The following is a 16,363-nucleotide window of genomic DNA, read 5'->3' as shown; positions in this document are numbered from 1 at the left end:
CGCCAGGGGGAGGTGGCGCGAAGCGACGGAGGGGGAGGATACGGAACAGCGGTTTCCCTTTCCTCCCCCTCCGTCTCGCTACGCGATCCACCTCCCCCTGGCGGGGGAGGATCACAAAGTTCGGCCTAGTCTTCGACCAACTTCATGAAACGGCGCTCGACCGGGGCCAGCACTGGCCCTAGCTCATGCCCGCGTTTCACCACCGCGCCGCCCTCGCCAATCAGCGCCCACATCCCCTGCTTGTTACGCAGCGACGGGCGTTTCTCGATTCTGAACTCCGGCCGTTCGGCGGCACGTCGGAAGGCGGCAAAGACGGCCGCGTCCTTGCCCAAGTCGATCGCATAGTCGCGCCAGTGGCCCGCTGCGACCATCCGGCCGTAAAGGTCCAGGATCCGGTTCAGTTCGAGGCGTTCGAAGCCGATCTGCGTCGCCTTGGACGGTGTGGGAAAAGGTACGACGCCCATCAGTTACTCACCATCATGCGCGGTCGCGGCGGTCCTCTGGATGCTCGTCGGCAAGCAGCGCGTCGAGCCGCTTGCGCATCGTCTCCAGCTCACAGCGCATGATCTCCATCTTCTGCGTGGCGGGATCGAACATCTCGCTGCACGGCGTACCGTAAGGCACGAAGCGGGGTACCTCGGGCGCGTTGCCGCCCTCGATCGTCGTCGCGCGCGCGGGGATGCCGACCACCGTCGTGCCCGCCGGCACGTCGCGCGTGACGACTGCGTTGGCGCCGACGCGCGAGCGCTTGCCGAGCGTAATCGGGCCCAGCACCTGTGCGCCCGAGCCGATGATCGCGCCGTCGGAGATGGTCGGGTGGCGCTTGCCCTGGACGCCGTTGTCGGGGCTGGTGCCGCCGAGCGTGACGCACTGGTAGATCGTCACGTCATCGCCGATCTCCGCGGTCTCGCCGATCACCACGAAGCCGTGATCGATGAAGAAATTGCGGCCGATCGTTGCACCCGGATGGATGTCGATCGCCGTCGTGAACCGCGACCAATGGTTGACGCAGCGCGCGAGGAAATAGAGTTTCGCCTTGTACAGGCGATGCGCGATGCGGTGATAGCCGAGCGCCCAGACGCCGGGATACAGCATGATCTCGGCGCGCGAATGCGGTGCGGGATCGCGGGCGCGGATCGAATCCAGATAGGCCAGTAATCCGCTCGACATCCGCAGTCCCCTTCGCGATTTCCGTATCTAGGGTATCGAACGACCGATTTCCAGAACCGCACGCAAGGGCCGCCTCAACGCATCGGGATCGGGGTAAAGCCTATCTTTGTTGTGGGATAAGCCCGCGCGTTGCACTCTGCGCGCGATATTGAGGGGATGCCGATGTTCGACCTGACGACCTTGAGCTTCGAGACGCTGTTGCCGTTCATCCTGGTCGGGTTCGCCGCGCAGATCGTCGATGGCGCGCTGGGGATGGCGTTCGGGGTGATTTCGAACACGCTGCTGCTGTGGGTCGGCGTGCCACCGGCCGCGGCGTCGGCGGGCGTGCATACCGTCGAGACCTTCACCACCGCGGTGTCGGGGATCAGCCATGTGCTGCACAAGAACGTCAACTGGACGCTGTTCCTGCGGCTGATGATCCCGGGCGTGATCGGCGGCGTGCTGGGCGCGTACGTGCTGTCGAACATCGATGCGAGCACGGCGAAACCGTTCATTCTTGCGTATCTGACGTCGATCGGCGTGTACCTGCTGTACAGGGGCTTGCGCTATCCGCCGAAGCAGAAGGAGCCGAAGATCGTCGAGCCGCTCGGACTGGTCGGCGGGTTCCTCGACGCGGCGGGCGGGGGCGGCTGGGGCCCGGTGGTGACGTCGAATCTGCTGGTACAGGGCGCATCGCCGCGGACCACGATCGGGACGGTGAATACGGCGGAGTTTTTCCTGACCGCGACGATCTCGGCGACGTTCATCACGCAGCTCGGCTGGGCGGCGTTCACGCAGGCCACCGTGGGGCTGTTGATTGGCGGCGTGTTGGCGGCACCTTTCGGAGCGATGCTGGCGAAGCGCGTGCCGGCGAAGACACTGATGGTGCTGGTTGGGGTGATCCTGACGATCACGAGCCTCTTCGGGCTATACCGCGCGATCTGGCACTAACGGAACTCCCCTCCCGCTTGCGGGAGGGGTCGGGGGAGGGCGTGCCAAATACGACGCCGTACTTGAGGCCGGCCCCTCCCCTAACCCCTCCCGCAAGCGGGAGGGGGACAGAGGGTCACAGCGTGGCGTGGACCGTCGCGACCGCGGCCATCACCGCGCCGATCCGCACCGATGTCTGGATCGCCTCCGCGGTCACACCGGCCTTCTTCAGAATCTGCTCGTGGCTGTCGATGCACATGCCGCAGCCGTTCATCGCCGACACGGCAAGGCTGAACAGCTCGAAATCGACCTTGTCGATACCCGGCTGGCCGATCACGTTCATCCGCAGCTTGGCAGGCATGTTGCGGTATTCCTGGTTTCCGGCGAGATGCGTGAACCGGTAATAGACGTTGTTCATCGCCATCACCGCAGCGGCTGCACGCGCTGCGTTCGCGGCCTCGGGCGAGAGTTTCGGCGCGCATTCGGCCTCGGCGGCTTCGACCAGCGGCTTGTAGCCCGAGCCGTGCGCGCAGGTCAGCAGCAGGCCGTATTTGCGCTGGTCGGTGAGATGCGTCTCGTTCAGCAGCGAGCCGACGTTGAGGCGGATGTCCTTGGCGTAGTCGGGCAGCTGCCCTGCGAATTCCTTGAGCGACATGATAATTCCTTCTGCTCCCCTTCCGCCTGCGGGAGGGGTCGGGGGAGGGACTGGAGACAAAAAGAGAGGGCGGCCCGTATGGACACGCCCTCCCCCAACCCCTCCCGCGAACGGGAGGGGAGTTTCAGTTACGCAGCGAGCTGGAGGACGTCGTCGCCCTTGTTCCAGTTGCACGGGCAGAGCTCGTCGGTCTGCAGCGCGTCGAGTACGCGGAGCGTCTCGGCGGGGTTGCGGCCGACGTTCAGGCCGTTGACCTGGACCGCCTGGATGACGTTGTCCGGATCGATGATGAAGGTCGCACGGAACGCGACATGCTCGTTCTTGTCGACGATGCCGAGCGCGTCGGCGAGCTTCGCACCGTTATCCGCGAGCCACGGGAAGTCCGCAGCGGCGAGGTCCGCATCCGACTTGCGCCAGGCGAGGTGGACGTGCGCGGTGTCGGTCGACGCGCCGATCAGCACGGCGTCGCGGTCCTCGAAATCGCCGCGGATGTCGCTGTAGCCGACGATCTCGGTCGGGCACACGAACGTGAAGTCCTTCGGCCAATAGAACAGCACCTTCCACTTGCCGGGATAGGCCGTCGTGAGGTCGAGCGTCTCGCCGGCGGGCAGCGCTGCGGTGCCCTGCTGGACGGGAATGGTCATCGATGGGAACTGGTCGCCGATGGTCAACATGATGGAAGCCTCCTGGAAATAAACTTGGCTCCAGGCATCCTCAAAGGCGGCGGTTGGCCCGCTCGGGTGTTGTGCATTGCGGTATAGGGGGCTGGTGTAATCGATCCAACGCTCTATTTATCATCTGATGATCGATAGAGGCGATTAATGGCTGCGACCTACCTACCCACGTTGAAACAGTTGCAATATCTTGTTGCGCTGAAGGACCACGGCCATTTCGGACGCGCCGCGGAGGCGTGTTTCGTCACGCAATCGACGCTGTCGGCGGGCCTTCGCGAGTTGGAAACGCTGATCGGCGTGGTGCTGGTCGAGCGTACCCGGCGAGTCGTGCGGTTCACGCCGTTGGGCGACGGAATCGCCGACAAAGCGCGGCGCGTGCTGCGCGAGGCGGAGGAACTGGGCGACATGGCGCGCGCCGCCGGCCAGCCGCTGTCGGGTGACATGCGGATGAGCGTCATCCCGACGATCGCGCCGTTCATGCTGCCGAGAATCCTGCCGCGGTTGCGGAAGGACTATCCCGACCTGAAGCTGTTCCTCCGAGAGGAGCCAAGTGGTCCGGCGTGCGAGGGACTGCACAATGGCCGCACCGACTGCGTGCTGCTGGCGCTACCCTACGCATGTGGCGAAGTGACGTCCGAGACGCTGTTCGAGGATCGACTGTTCGTCGCCTATCCGTCGGGCGAGGAGCCGACCGCACTGCCCGCGATCCCCGCGTCGGCGATCGACGAGACGCGGCTACTGCTGCTCGAGGACGGGCATTGCCTGAAGGACCATGCGCTCGGCGCGTGCAACCGGCCGGAGTTGCGTGCGGAGGCGACGATGCTGGGAACGTCGCTGCACACGATCGTCCAGATGGTCGACAATGGCCTTGGCATCACGATGCTGCCGGAAATGGCGCTGAAGGCGGGGATCCTCGACAACACCAACATCACGGCGAGGCCGCTCGACGAGAAGAATGCGGTGCGGCGGATCGCGCTCGTCTGGCGCCGCGCCAGTCCGCGCGAAAAGGACTTCCGTTTGATGGCAAAGGCGCTGGCAGACGTTCAATAGACTCACTTCTGCCCCCATCCCTGAAAGGGAGGGGTTGGGGGTGGGTAGGCCGGCTCGTGTCGCCGACGTTCTCCGATGCGGAAGCCGACCCACCCCCTGCCCCTCCCTTTCAGGGATGGGAGGCCGTTGCGAACTGGGCGCGCTCGGTCTTCGCCCCATCCCGAGATCGACACGCTTGCGCAACCAACTCGGCCTTCGATCGTATGTTTCCCAGTTCCCGCTGGAGACCGAACGATGTCGAAGACGCTTCCACTGCTGCTGATGACCAGCGCGCTGGCACTCGCCGCGTGCAGCGGCAAATCCAGGGACGACGTGGCCAGCGCCTCGACGACGCCCGCCAATCCCGCACTGGCGGTACCGAACGGGCCGCCCGCAGTCGCCAATCCGACCGTCGGCGGCGTGACGATGATGGCGACGCGGACGATAGTCGATAACGCGTCCGCCGCGCCGAACCTGTCGACCCTGGTTGCCGCGGTGAAGGCCGCAGACCTGGTCGGCACGTTGTCCGGCCCCGGCCCCTTCACCGTATTCGCCCCGACCAACGATGCGTTCGGACGGCTCGCGCCCGGCATGGTCGACACCTTGCTGAAGCCCGAGAACAAGGCCTCGTTGACCAAGGTGTTGACGTATCACGTCGTGCCGGGCGTCATCACTGCCGACGATCTGCGCCAGCGCATCGCGGCCGGTGGCGGTACCGCGACGTTGACCACGGTCGAGGGTGACCCGATCACTGCGACAATGGTAGGCGCGGTCATCGCGTTGACCGACGTCAACGGTAACAAGAGTTATGTCGAGACAGCAGATGTCCGCCAGTCGAACGGCGTCGTTCACGTCGTGAATGGCGTGATCGTCCCTAAACTGAGCTAAATATGAGTTAGACAGGCTCGGTTCATCGTACCGATGCTACATCCTGTCGGTGAAATAGTTGAGATCGCCGCCTCTATCCCCAAATTCCATCGTTCGAGTTTCATCCGTCCCAATCACAATCTCTGGAGTTGCAGATGACTGTTAAGACCCACCTTATGATTGCTGCGGCAACGAGCCTGTTTATTGCCACTGGTGCGACTGCCCAGACGGCAGCGCCAATCGCGCCGCGGACTGCGGCACCGGCCGCACCACAGACGGCGATGCCAGCGACGCCATCCACTCCGGCGGCACTTGGCACGGCGGTTGCTCCGCAACAGCCCGGCGCGCCTGTCGCCCCGACTGCTGCAGCAACGACGACCATCGCCGCTGCACTGCCAACGCTGCCGAACCGCGCGACGCTGGCAAAGCTGGTGACCGCCGCGAAGTTGCAGGCGACGCTCGCAGGCCCTGGCCCGTACACGCTGTTCGCACCGAGCGACGAGGCCTTCACGCGCCTGCCCGCCGGTGCGCTCGACACGCTATTGAAGCCTGAGTCGGCACCGACGCTGGCGACGATCATCAAGTATCACGTCGTTGCCGGTGCGCTGACCGCGGACCAGTTGAAGGCGCAGATCACCGCGGGCGGTGGCAAGGCAACGCTGACGACGCTGGCAGGCCAGCCGTTGATCGCAGGGCTTGGGCCGAACGGGAACATCGAGTTGACCGACACGGCCGGTATCAAGTCGTACGTCGATACGGCGGACATCAAGGAGACGAACGGCGTCGTTCATCTCACCAACGGCATGAGCGTTCCGAAGCTCGGCTGATGCGACTGCGGGCCGCGATCCCATCCGGGAGCGCGGCCCGCACTACTTTGTTTCCCAGCGAAGGCGGGGATCCAGTCTGGGCTCCCGCCTTCGCGGGAGAACATTCTCTGGGTTAGCCCTTCGACATATCCCAGCGTGCCGCGGCGGCATGGTCTCCATCACGCGCTTCGACCCAGCTAGCTTCGACTCCGCGCGTCTCGCGCTTCCAGAACGGAGCGTCGGTCTTCAACCGATCGATCAGGTACGCGCAGGCCTCCAGTGCCGCGCCACGGTGCGCCGCCGTCGCCGCAACGAACACGATCCGCTCGCCCGGATGCATCGGTCCGACGCGGTGCACGATGATCGCCGCACTCAGCGACCAGCGCTCGATCGCACCCTCGGCAACCTTCATCAACGCAGCCTCGGTCGCGCCGGGATAATGTTCGAGTTCGAGCGTCCCCACGCCGTCGTCAGCACGCACCAGCCCAGTGAACGTCGCCACCGCGCCCGCCCCTGCCGCTTCCGCGCGCATCATCTCGGCCGCGATATCGATCGCAGACTGCTGGACCGAGATGTGGATCATCCGCCGGTCACCGGTGGGAAGATCGCGATCTCCTGCGCGCGGCCGATCGGCGTATCGAGCGGCACGAAATCCTGATCGATCGCCGCGCGCAACCGCGATCGGTTCTCGAAAGCTCCCGCATGCGCCGGGCTCGTCTCGGCCAGCCAATCGACCAGGTCCGCCACCGTCACGACGCTCGCCGGCGGCTCGACCGACTCTTCACCCGTGCCGATGCGCTCGCGCACCCAGGCGAAATACACCATTCGTAACGTCATTTTCAGTCCATGTGCTTCAGGCCGACGCGGAGATAATCCCACCCGGTCAGCAACGTAAGGACGGCTGCGCCCCACAACGCGACGATGCCGACGGTATGCACCCAGACCATCTCGGGCACCGACCCGCCAAGGATGATCCCGCCGAGCGATACGAGCTGCAACGTCGTCTTCCACTTGGCGAGCTGCGATACCGGCACCGAAACCTGTACCTGCGCCAAGAACTCGCGCAATCCCGACACCGCGATCTCACGCAGCAGGATCACCAGCGCGGCGATGACATGGATGCCGGCGATATCGCGCGTGCCGACCAAGATCAGGATCACCGCGGCGACCATGATCTTGTCGGCAATCGGATCGAGGAAGATCCCCAGCCGCGACACGGCGCCGCTCGACCGCGCGAGATACCCGTCGAAATAATCGGTGATGCCCATCAGGCAGTACAGCACGAAGGCGATGCCGTACCCAGCCTCCCAGTCGGGCCACCACAGGAACCAGACCAGCAGGGGCACCGCGACGATCCGCGACAATGTCAGGAGGTTAGGCAAGCTCAGCACCAACCACCCCTATACCGGTCGGTCGCGGGGCGAAACCGGTTTAACGTTGGCGTGCGGATGACGCTCGGCTAAGGGTTCGACACATTACCGCAACGATCAGGGCTATTTCCCGTCATGCTCAATGCCCTTGGGTTGCTGAAGCAACGTCGCTTCCTGCCCCTGTTCACCACGCAGTTTCTCGGCGCGTTCAACGATAATTTGTTCAAGACCTCGATGGTCCTGTTCGCGACCTATGCCGTCTTCAACGATCCGAAGATGGAGGCGAACTTCAACGCGCTGGCGACGGGACTCGGCATCCTGCCGTTCTTCCTGCTGTCCGCGCTCGCCGGGCAGTTAGCGGACAGCGAAGACAAGGCGCGGATCATCCGGATCGTCAAGACGGTCGAGATCGGCATCATGCTTCTGGGTGCGACCGGCTTGATGGTCGCGCGCGCGGGGCATCCGTCGCTGGGGATCGGGCTGATGCTCGGCGCGGTGCTGTGCCTCGGCGTGCATTCGACGTTCTTCGGGCCGATCAAATACGCGATCCTGCCGCAGCATCTGAAACCGTGCGACGTGCTCGGCGGCACGGGCCTCGTCGAGGCCGGGACGTATCTTGCGATCCTGCTCGGCACGGTCACCGCAGGCTGGATCCCGATCGAGGGCGCCGCCGCCAGCGTCTTGATCGTCGCGGTGATCGGCTGGTTTTCCGGCCGACAGGTACCCCCAGCCCCGCGCGAGGGACCGCCTCTCAAACTCGACTATAACCCGTTCACGGCATCGTGGCGGTTGATCAGCGCGACGCTACACATCCCCCGCCTGTTCCTGGCGATCGTCGCGATCAGCTTCTTCTGGACGATCGGCGCGGTGCTGATCATCGTCTTCCCGCCACTGGTGAAGAACGTGCTGACCGCCGACGAGCGAGTGGCGAGCTTCGTGATCGCGGTGTTCTCGGTCGGGGTGGCGATCGGCTCGGTCGTGATCAACTCGATGCTGCGCGGGCGGATTTCCGCGAAGTTCTCGCCCGCGTCGGTGATCGCGATGGGCGGCTTCGTCGTGCTGTTCTCGTTCCTGGCACGGAACTGGACGCCCGCGGCTCCGGGGCATTATTACGATTGGGCCGGCTTCATCCATCAGCCGGGTGCGATCCCCGTGCTGGCGACGCTACTGGCGATCGCGATCACCGGCGGGATGTTCGTCGTGCCGCTCTATGCGTTCCTGACGACCACCGTCGAGAAGGACCAGACTGCGCGCACCGTGGCGGCGAACAACGTCGTCAATTCGGGCGCGATGACGATCGGCTCGATCCTCGTCATCGGCATCACCGCCATGGGCGTGACGCCCGAGGACATGCTGTTCCTCGTCGCGGCGATGTGCCTCGTCTCGGCATGGCTCGCGCAGAAGCTGCACCGGGCCTGCGACGACGACGCGATCGGCTGTTTGCCGACGCCTCGAGGTTAAGTATCCTTCCCCGCTAAGGGGAGTATTACGCTGGGCTCTCTCAGAAAATGAAGCTGTAAAAGCACGTGAAGAACGCGGCGAAGCTGAGCAGGAACAGCTTCACGTCCTGATCGTCGTTCCTCGCGCTCGCGATGACCGGTGGCGGCAGCGAACGGCGCATCGGATGGCGGGCGGCTTCGTTGGTGAGGACTAGGCGTCTGGTCATGATGCAAACGTTAACGTCGCGTTTACCAATTCGACCAGTGACAAAGGTGGTTAAGGTAGCGGCGTCCGGCAATGGGACAGAAATGGACCCGCGATGACGGTCCGAAAACTCTCCGCTGCGCCGCTATCCTTACGTAAAAACCGGGTATAAGCTCCCGACTTTCCCCGCGATTTTGCGGGTGCGAGGACCCGGACCATCGAGCAGATCGGCGCCCTTCCCTATGTGATCGACGAAGCCGGCCACGCCCGCGTGATGCTGATCACCTCGCGCGATACCGGGCGCTGGGTGATCCCCAAAGGCAATCCGATCGTCGGCCTCGCCAGCCACGAGGCCGCCGCGCAGGAGGCGTACGAAGAAGCCGGTATCCGCGGCATCCCCTGCCCCTCGCCGGTCGGACAGTTCGCGTATCGCAAACGCCGCCGCACCGGCCGTTACCGCGACATGATCGTCACCGTGTTTCCGCTAGCATTCGTCGAGCAGGTCGAGGACTGGCCCGAGCGTCATCAACGCGACACACGCTGGTTTACGCTTGATCGTGCGGCGGAGGCTGTCAATGAGCCCGGCCTGAAGGCGCTGATCGCTGCTTTCCGTGAGCCGCCGATCCCGGCGTCGCTCGCGCAACGTATCTTACCCGTCGTACGCACGAGTGCGAAAAGGAGAATTCCGATGCTGGGCTGGTTCCAGTCGCTGATGCCGAAGCAGGGGCGGTTCTTCGAACTGTTCGACGCGCATGCCGCGACCCTGGTCGCCGGTGCCGATGCGCTTGCACGGCTGCTCCACGGCGAAGGCTCGATCGAGGGTCAGATTGCCGAAATCGTCAAGCGCGAGCACGAGGCCGACGATATCACGCGGGAGGTGTTGCAGGACGTCCGCCGGGTGTTCGTGACACCGTTCGACCGCAGCGCGATCACGGATTTGATCGGCGTGATGGACGACGCGATCGACCAGATGAACGGTACCGCCAACGCGATCGCGCTCTACGAGGTGACCGAGTTCTCACCGCAGATGCGCGACATGGCCGGAATCATCGTCGAGGCCGCACGGATTACGGCAGAGGCGATTCCGCTGCTGCGGTCGCTCGGCACCAACGCAGGCCGGTTGCACGACCTGACCGCGCGACTGATCCAGATCGAGGGGCATGCCGACGACATCCACGATACGGGCCTCCGCGCGCTGTTCCAGGCCTCGAAGATCAGTGCGGACCCGATGACCTTCATCATCAACCGTGAGATCTACAGCAGCCTGGAAAAGATCGTCGACCGCTTCGAGGACGTCGCGAACGAGATCCAGGGGCTGGTCATCGACCATGCTTGATGTGTCGCTTGAGTCCGCGTCCTCTCGCACAGCCCCCCCCCGGCGAAGGCCGGGCCCCAATTGGGGGACGGCAATAACGAAGGGCGGCGTTCCGTTGCTGCAACCTTTCCAATTGGACCCCGGCCTTCGCCGGGGGGGTGAAGCGGTAGCGGATAGGGCGGCAACCGCATGATCCTCTCCCTCCCCCTCCTCATCGGCCTCATCGGCATCGCGCTGCTGTTCGACTTCCTGAACGGCCTCCACGACGCGGCGAACTCGATCGCCACCGTCGTCTCCACCCGCGTCCTGAAACCCCAATACGCCGTGCTCTGGGCAGCGTTCTTCAACTTCATCGCGTTCGCGGTGTTCGGCCTCCACGTCGCGCAGACCGTCGGCACCGGCATCGTCCAGGCGCACGTCATCGACGCGCAGGTGATCTTCGCCGCGCTGATGGGCGCGATCGCGTGGAACGTCATCACCTGGGTGCTCGGCATCCCGTCGAGCAGCAGCCATGCGCTGATCGGCGGGCTGCTGGGCGCCGGCATCGCCAAGATCGGCTTCGGCGCGATCGTCTGGAGCGGCGTGATCAAGACCGTCCTCGCGATCTTCGCCTCGCCCGCGATCGGCCTGATGCTCGCGCTCGTTCTCGTGCTGATCGTCGCCTGGACGAGCCTCAAGCTCACCCCGCTCGGCGTCGACAAACGCTTCCGCAAGCTCCAGCTGATCTCCGCCGCGCTCTATTCGCTCGGCCACGGCGGCAACGACGCGCAGAAGACCATGGGGATCATCGCAGTCCTGCTGTATTCGCAGGGCCTGCTCGGCGGCGAATTTCACGTCCCGCTCTGGGTCGTGCTGTCCTGCCAGGCGGCGATGGCGCTGGGTACGCTGTCGGGGGGATGGCGGATCGTCCACACGATGGGCTCGAAGATCACCCGCCTCACCCCCGCACAAGGGTTCTGCGCGGAGACCGGCGGCGCGATCACGCTGTTCGCGGCGACGTTCTGGGGCATCCCCGTATCGTCGACGCACACCATCACCGGCTCGATCGTCGGCGTCGGCGCCGCGCGGAGGTTATCCGCGGTCCGCTGGAACGTCGCCAGCAACATCGTCGTGGCCTGGACACTGACGCTGCCCGCCGCGGGGCTGATCGGTGCAGGCACGTACTGGCTCGTCGGACTGTTCGTATAAGCAGGAAATAGTTGAGGCTGGTCCGCCGCCGCTCCGTCATAGTGTCGGAGCGGCGGCGTTCTTGCTCGTCCGTACGCCGCTCCACCTCCGAGCGGAGAGCGACGTATCGGCCGGACGGCTTACTTGATCCCGCCGCCCTGCAACGGGGCAACCGCGTCCTTGCCGAACTTCATGATCAGCTCGCCGATCTCGCGTGCCTGGCTCATGCTGCGCTGGCTCTGCTCGCGTAGGTAATCGCCCTGGATCTTCATCACCTGGGTCAGGTCGCTGGCGCTCGCCGCCTCGCGCATCGCCGCGAAGGCCTCGCGTGCGTTCTGCTCGGCCTGGTCGATCATCGCCTTGCCGATCGTCGCGCCGCCCTCGGCGATCTTGCCGCCCGACTCCTTCATCGCCTCGCCAGCGCGCCGCGCCGGATCGACGACCTTCTCCGAGAACGCATCGCGCGCTTTCTCGGCATGGTCGCGCATCGTGTCCGTCACACCCTTCGCCGCATCCGCCGCGCGGTCGGTTGCCGCCTTGCTAGCGTTCGCACCGTCATCGACTGCCTGCTTGAAGTCGTCAGCCATCGTCTCTCTCCTGTGTTGCGCTGCCATTTGGTCGAAGTTTCAACCGGTATGCTCCGCTTTGGTTGCGCCCGCCAGCTTGCACCCGCGCGCATTAGTCTCGATAGGTCGCGCGGCTTTTACGGGGAACGTCCATGCGCATCACGATGATCGGTTCTGGCTATGTCGGCCTGGTGTCCGGCGCCTGCTTTTCGGATTTCGGCCATGACGTGATCTGCGTCGACAAGGACCAGTCGAAGATCAATGCGCTGCATGCCGGCCGCATGCCGATCTTCGAGCCCGGCCTCGATCAGCTCGTCGCGTCGAACGTCGCCGCGGGACGGCTGACCTTTACCACCGATCTCGCCAGCGCGGTCGCCGGCGCCGACGCGATCTTCATCGCGGTCGGCACGCCGTCGCGGCGCGGCGATGGCCATGCCGACCTTAGCTACGTGTTCGCCGCCACCGAAGAGATCGCCGCCGCGGTCACCGGCCCGACCGTGGTCGTGACCAAGTCGACCGTCCCCGTCGGCACCGGCGACCGAGTCGAGGCTATCCTGCGCGAGAAGCGTCCCGACATCGACGTCGCGGTCGTCTCCAACCCCGAGTTCCTCCGCGAGGGCGCTGCAATCGGCGACTTCAAGCGCCCCGACCGCATCGTCATCGGCACCGAGGACGAGCGCGCCAAACAGGTCATGCGCGACGTCTACCGCCCGCTCTATCTCAACGAATCGCCGATCCTGTTCGTCGGTCGCCGCACGTCCGAGCTGATCAAATACGCGGCGAACGCGTTCCTCGCGACCAAGATCACCTTCATCAACGAGATCGCGGACCTGTGCGAAGCGGTCGGTGCCGATGTGCAGGACGTGTCGCGCGGGATCGGGCTCGACAACCGGATCGGCAAGAAATTCCTCCACGCCGGGCCGGGATATGGCGGCTCGTGCTTCCCCAAGGACACGCTGGCGCTGCTCAAGACTGCCGAGGATTACGACACGCCGGTCCACATCGTCGAAGCCGTCGTGAAGGTGAACGACAGCCGCAAGCGCGCGATGGGGCGGAAAGTCCTGCACGCGCTGGGCGAAAATCCCCGCGGCAAGACGGTCGCGCTGCTCGGCCTGACGTTCAAGCCCAACACCGACGACATGCGCGACGCCCCAAGCCTCGCGATCGCGACCGCGCTAGCCGACGCCGGTGTGACGGTCCGCACGCACGATCCCGAAGGCATGACGCCGGCGAAGGCGATGATGCCCGACCTCGTCTACTGCGCGGACGCATACGACGCCGCCGAGGGTGCCGACGCGGTCGTGATCGTGACCGAATGGGATGCCTATCGCGCACTCGATCTCGCGCGGTTGAAGCGCGTGATGGCCGGGCCGGTGATGGTCGACCTGCGCAACGTCTATCAGCGCGCCGACGTCGAGCAGGCCGGGTTCGCCTACACCGCCGTCGGTCGGTGAACGTCCCCGGCAACATATTCCAGTCACTGGACCTTTTGCGCGCTCTCACTATATACCGAACGGTATGAATAGGCTTTGCACGCTCACCGCCCCCAAGGGCCGCCCCCGCGAGTTCAATCTCGACGAAGCGCTGGCGGGTGCGTTGCGCGTGTTCTGGCGCAACGGGTACGAGGGCGCATCGATGGCGGAACTGACCGCCGAGATGAAGATCACCAAGCCCAGCCTGTACGCCGCGTTCGGCAATAAGGAGGCGCTGTTCCACAAGGCGCTCGACCTCTACGAGCGTGAGAAGCTCGCCTATATGACGTCCGCGCTCGACGCGCCGACCGCGCGTGCCGTAGCGGAAAACCTTCTGCGCGGTGCGCTGCAGATGCAGATGAGCACCTGCGATCCCAAGGGGTGCCTGAGCGTCATCAGCAGTGTCGCCTGCAGCGCCGAAGCCGAGCCGATCAAGGCCGAGGTCGCCAAGCGCCGGGCCTCCTCCGAAGCCGCGCTGATGAAGCGTTTCGACGAAGCCAAGGCCGCGGGCGAGTTCCCCGAGGGCCTCGAGTCGCATGCGCTGATGCGTTACCTCTTCGCGATCATGCAGGGGCTGTCGATTCAGGCTGGTTCGGGCGCTAGCTGCAATGAGCTACAGCAGCTCGTCGAGACCAGCATGCTTATGTGGCCAACCAAATAGACACGGTTTCTGCCGCGCCGCGGGAAAAAATACCGGCCGGTACAAAAGTCTTGTTGACTAGATGAACGCCAGGTTTATATACCGACTGGTATCGAAGCTCCCTCCTACTTCGGATGGGGCAACCGGGGACACCAACCCATGACCACGGTTCAAACCTAAGACGGCTTCGGCCTGATTTTCGAACATTCCAAGCGGGCAAGCGCGGCACGGTGATGTGCCGGCAACGACCGCGCACGCCTCGCGACCAGCTGACGTCGGTGGACCGTCCACCGACGAAGGCGAGCGCTTGCCTAAGATCAAAAGGGGGACAATCCCATGGCTTATCTCGACCTCGACAACATGTTCGCTTCGCCCGTCACCAGCCGCACGCAGACGATCGCCGCCCCTGCCCCGACCGGCTTCTCCGCGCTGGAATGGAGCGTCATCGCGCTCGCCAAGCGCGACACGTTGCGCAGCCTGTCCGGCCCGAGCCGCATGTCGCGGGCAATGGGCAGCCTGTTCGGCCTGAGCACCGCGTCGCGGCTCGCCGACCCCCGGCTCGAAGCGTTGCGCCGAATGGCTGTGTACGCCTGGCGTCGCGGCTTCGCGTTGCCGATGGCCGAGATCCAGGGCTTCCTCGCCGCGGGTTTCGCCGAGGCACAGATCGAAACGCTCGTCGAGAGCGTGACCGGCATGCGCGTCGGCATCCAGCAGAAGCGGAGCATCGCAGCGTGAACCAACTTACCACGATCACGGCCGCGAACGACGCCGACGTCGTCGCGTCGCCGCCCGCGGACCGTCACCGACGGCCGGCCTGGCAGCGCGGCGCAATGGTGCTCGTGCCGATCGCACTGCTCGGCGCGGTCGGCGTGAAGCTGTTCGACCATCCCGACGCGGCGATGGCGGCACCCCCGCCCGCCTCCGTCACGGTCGCGTCGCCGCTCGTCCGGCAGGTCAGCGAGTGGGACGATTATGTCGGCCGCTTCGCACCGAGCCGCACCGTCGAGATCCGCCCACGCGTTGCCGGCGAAGTCACCGGCATCCATTTCCGCGACGGCGAGATCGTCAGCAAGGGCCAGTTACTCTTCACGATCGATTCCCGTCCGTTCGCCGCCGCTCTGGCCGAGGCACACGCCAACGTCGCGAGCGCACGCAGCGCCTTGTCGTTGGCCCGTACCGATCTGGGTCGCGCACAGCGGCTCGTCGCTGACGAAGCCGTCTCCGCAGGCGAAGTCGACGCACTCCGCGGTCGGCTCGAAGCAGCGCAGGCCGCACTCGCCGCGGCGCAGGCTCGCGAACGCGCCCGCGCGCTCGACGTAGGCTTCACGCAGGTTCGCGCACCGATCGGCGGTCGTATCTCCGATCGCCGCGTCGATGCGGGCAACCAGGTCGCGGGGGGCGAAGGCACCGGCGGCACGGTGCTGACGACGATCAACGCGCTGGACCCGATCTACTTCACGTTCGACGGCTCCGAGGCGCTGTATCTCAAGACGCAGCGCGCGCGTCAGCCCGGCGCGACGCCGGCCGCGGTCGAGATCCAGTTGCAGGACGAGACCGAGCATCGCTGGAAGGGCAAGCTCGACTTCACCGACAACGGGCTCGACCAGCGCTCGGGCACGATCCGCGGCCGTGCAGTCCTCGCCAACCCAGGCTATTTCCTGACGCCAGGGATGTTCGGCAACATGCGCCTCGCAAGTGCGGGAACGCGGCAGGCTCTGCTGGTACCCGACGAGGCGGTGCAGACCGATCAGGCGCGGAAGGTCCTGCTGACGATCGATGCGAAGAACGTCGTGAGCCAGAAGCCGGTCGAGCTCGGGCCGGTGGTCGATGGCCTGCGCATCGTGCGCTCGGGGATCGGGCCGAACGACCGGATCATCATCCAGGGGACTCAGATGGCGATGCCCGGCGCGACTGTCGCGCCGAAGGTCGGCCGGATCGTCGTGGCGTCGGGTACGACGGCGCCGGCGTCGGTCCAGCCGATCTCGGGTGAAGCCACGCTCGCCAAGTAACATCGTTACCCCGACCAAAATTCCGTCATCCTGACGAACGTCAGGACCCAGAGTTCGAGACGTCCCGCTG

The 16,363-nt window shown here is 65.2% G+C and carries 20 protein-coding genes; 11 read left to right on the top strand and 9 right to left on the bottom strand.

All coding sequences use genetic code 11. The features are described 5' to 3' along the window. Positions 1-125: 125 nt before the first annotated feature. Both AC59GX_RS14360 and epsC read right to left on the bottom strand, forming a co-directional pair. Positions 126-464 (bottom strand): DUF2794 domain-containing protein, encoded by a 339-nt coding sequence (locus tag AC59GX_RS14360; protein WP_426281249.1) that lies wholly within the window; start codon positions 462-464, stop codon positions 126-128. Between the two features lie 13 nt (positions 465-477). After that, positions 478-1,170: a serine O-acetyltransferase EpsC gene (epsC, locus tag AC59GX_RS14355; protein ID WP_056057758.1), complete on the bottom strand. Its 693-nt coding sequence runs from the start codon at positions 1,168-1,170 to the stop codon at positions 478-480. A 162-nt stretch (positions 1,171-1,332) separates the two neighbouring features. Here epsC and AC59GX_RS14350 point away from each other — a divergent pair, with 162 nt between their 5' ends. After that, complete coding sequence (locus AC59GX_RS14350) at positions 1,333-2,100, top strand: sulfite exporter TauE/SafE family protein (protein ID WP_056052944.1); 768 nt, start codon at positions 1,333-1,335, stop codon at positions 2,098-2,100. A 115-nt stretch (positions 2,101-2,215) separates the two neighbouring features. Here the strand turns inward: AC59GX_RS14350 and ahpD are convergent, their stop codons facing one another. After that, entirely contained in the window at positions 2,216-2,734 is a 519-nt protein-coding gene (gene ahpD, locus AC59GX_RS14345; RefSeq protein WP_056051403.1) for an alkylhydroperoxidase, AhpD family, read from the bottom strand. A 128-nt stretch (positions 2,735-2,862) separates the two neighbouring features. Continuing rightward, positions 2,863-3,408: a peroxiredoxin gene (locus AC59GX_RS14340; RefSeq protein WP_055879693.1), complete on the bottom strand. Its 546-nt coding sequence runs from the start codon at positions 3,406-3,408 to the stop codon at positions 2,863-2,865. 147 nt (positions 3,409-3,555) lie between these two features. On the opposite strand from AC59GX_RS14340, the gene AC59GX_RS14335 reads away from it, so the two are divergent. The 3 genes from AC59GX_RS14335 (at position 3,556) to AC59GX_RS14325 (ending at position 6,131) form a co-directional block, all read left to right on the top strand. Then, a complete protein-coding gene (locus AC59GX_RS14335; RefSeq protein ID WP_056057748.1) occupies positions 3,556-4,458 on the top strand; it encodes a hydrogen peroxide-inducible genes activator in 903 nt (300 codons plus the stop codon). 234 nt (positions 4,459-4,692) lie between these two features. Beyond that, complete coding sequence (locus AC59GX_RS14330) at positions 4,693-5,325, top strand: fasciclin domain-containing protein (RefSeq protein ID WP_497301945.1); 633 nt, start codon at positions 4,693-4,695, stop codon at positions 5,323-5,325. Positions 5,326-5,459: 134 nt separating this feature from the next. After that, the gene (locus AC59GX_RS14325) at positions 5,460-6,131 is read left to right on the top strand and encodes a fasciclin domain-containing protein (RefSeq protein ID WP_497301943.1); all 672 of its coding nucleotides are present in this window, start codon (positions 5,460-5,462) and stop codon (positions 6,129-6,131) included. A gap of 112 nt (positions 6,132-6,243) precedes the next feature. Here AC59GX_RS14325 and AC59GX_RS14320 read toward each other — a convergent pair whose 3' ends face one another. The 3 genes from AC59GX_RS14320 to pgsA are packed head-to-tail and all read right to left on the bottom strand — an operon-like array spanning position 6,244 to position 7,501. Then, a complete protein-coding gene (locus AC59GX_RS14320; RefSeq protein ID WP_426281252.1) occupies positions 6,244-6,693 on the bottom strand; it encodes a molybdenum cofactor biosynthesis protein MoaE in 450 nt (149 codons plus the stop codon). Next, positions 6,690-6,947, bottom strand: a complete 258-nt coding sequence (gene moaD, locus AC59GX_RS14315; protein ID WP_426281253.1) for a molybdopterin converting factor subunit 1 — start codon at positions 6,945-6,947, stop codon at positions 6,690-6,692. Before moaD ends, AC59GX_RS14320 begins: the two co-directional genes overlap by 4 nt. 2 nt (positions 6,948-6,949) lie before the next feature. Next, positions 6,950-7,501: a CDP-diacylglycerol--glycerol-3-phosphate 3-phosphatidyltransferase gene (pgsA, locus tag AC59GX_RS14310; RefSeq protein WP_056489286.1), complete on the bottom strand. Its 552-nt coding sequence runs from the start codon at positions 7,499-7,501 to the stop codon at positions 6,950-6,952. Between the two features lie 114 nt (positions 7,502-7,615). Between pgsA and AC59GX_RS14305 the strand changes: the two genes are divergently transcribed. Beyond that, the gene (locus AC59GX_RS14305; protein ID WP_426281254.1) at positions 7,616-8,941 is read left to right on the top strand and encodes an MFS transporter; all 1,326 of its coding nucleotides are present in this window, start codon (positions 7,616-7,618) and stop codon (positions 8,939-8,941) included. Positions 8,942-8,981: 40 nt separating this feature from the next. Here the strand turns inward: AC59GX_RS14305 and AC59GX_RS14300 are convergent, their stop codons facing one another. Then, on the bottom strand, positions 8,982-9,146 hold the full coding sequence (locus AC59GX_RS14300; RefSeq protein ID WP_165895150.1) for a hypothetical protein: 165 nt from the start codon (positions 9,144-9,146) through the stop codon (positions 8,982-8,984). A 195-nt stretch (positions 9,147-9,341) separates the two neighbouring features. Between AC59GX_RS14300 and AC59GX_RS14295 the strand changes: the two genes are divergently transcribed. Both AC59GX_RS14295 and AC59GX_RS14290 read left to right on the top strand, forming a co-directional pair. Beyond that, complete coding sequence (locus AC59GX_RS14295) at positions 9,342-10,460, top strand: DUF47 family protein (protein ID WP_056057730.1); 1,119 nt, start codon at positions 9,342-9,344, stop codon at positions 10,458-10,460. Between the two features lie 168 nt (positions 10,461-10,628). Continuing rightward, entirely contained in the window at positions 10,629-11,627 is a 999-nt protein-coding gene (locus AC59GX_RS14290) for an inorganic phosphate transporter (protein WP_056057726.1), read from the top strand. Positions 11,628-11,746: 119 nt separating this feature from the next. Here the strand turns inward: AC59GX_RS14290 and AC59GX_RS14285 are convergent, their stop codons facing one another. After that, complete coding sequence (locus tag AC59GX_RS14285) at positions 11,747-12,193, bottom strand: phasin family protein (protein WP_426281255.1); 447 nt, start codon at positions 12,191-12,193, stop codon at positions 11,747-11,749. A gap of 131 nt (positions 12,194-12,324) precedes the next feature. On the opposite strand from AC59GX_RS14285, the gene AC59GX_RS14280 reads away from it, so the two are divergent. From AC59GX_RS14280 to AC59GX_RS14265, 4 genes are all read left to right on the top strand, one after another. Beyond that, a complete protein-coding gene (locus AC59GX_RS14280; protein WP_426281256.1) occupies positions 12,325-13,626 on the top strand; it encodes a UDP-glucose dehydrogenase family protein in 1,302 nt (433 codons plus the stop codon). Positions 13,627-13,690: 64 nt separating this feature from the next. Continuing rightward, positions 13,691-14,305, top strand: coding sequence for a TetR/AcrR family transcriptional regulator (locus AC59GX_RS14275; RefSeq protein ID WP_426281258.1), 615 nt, complete (start codon positions 13,691-13,693; stop codon positions 14,303-14,305). Positions 14,306-14,620: 315 nt separating this feature from the next. Beyond that, positions 14,621-15,019, top strand: a complete 399-nt coding sequence (locus AC59GX_RS14270) for a hypothetical protein (protein WP_333929425.1) — start codon at positions 14,621-14,623, stop codon at positions 15,017-15,019. Then, on the top strand, positions 15,016-16,293 hold the full coding sequence (locus AC59GX_RS14265; protein ID WP_426281260.1) for an efflux RND transporter periplasmic adaptor subunit: 1,278 nt from the start codon (positions 15,016-15,018) through the stop codon (positions 16,291-16,293). The genes AC59GX_RS14270 and AC59GX_RS14265 overlap by 4 nt, the downstream gene beginning before the upstream one ends. Positions 16,294-16,363 lie beyond the last annotated feature (70 nt).

The sequence above is a fragment of the Sphingomonas sp. 320_CC genome, assembly GCF_059691795.1.
This window is presented reverse-complemented; position numbering and strand designations above follow the sequence as displayed.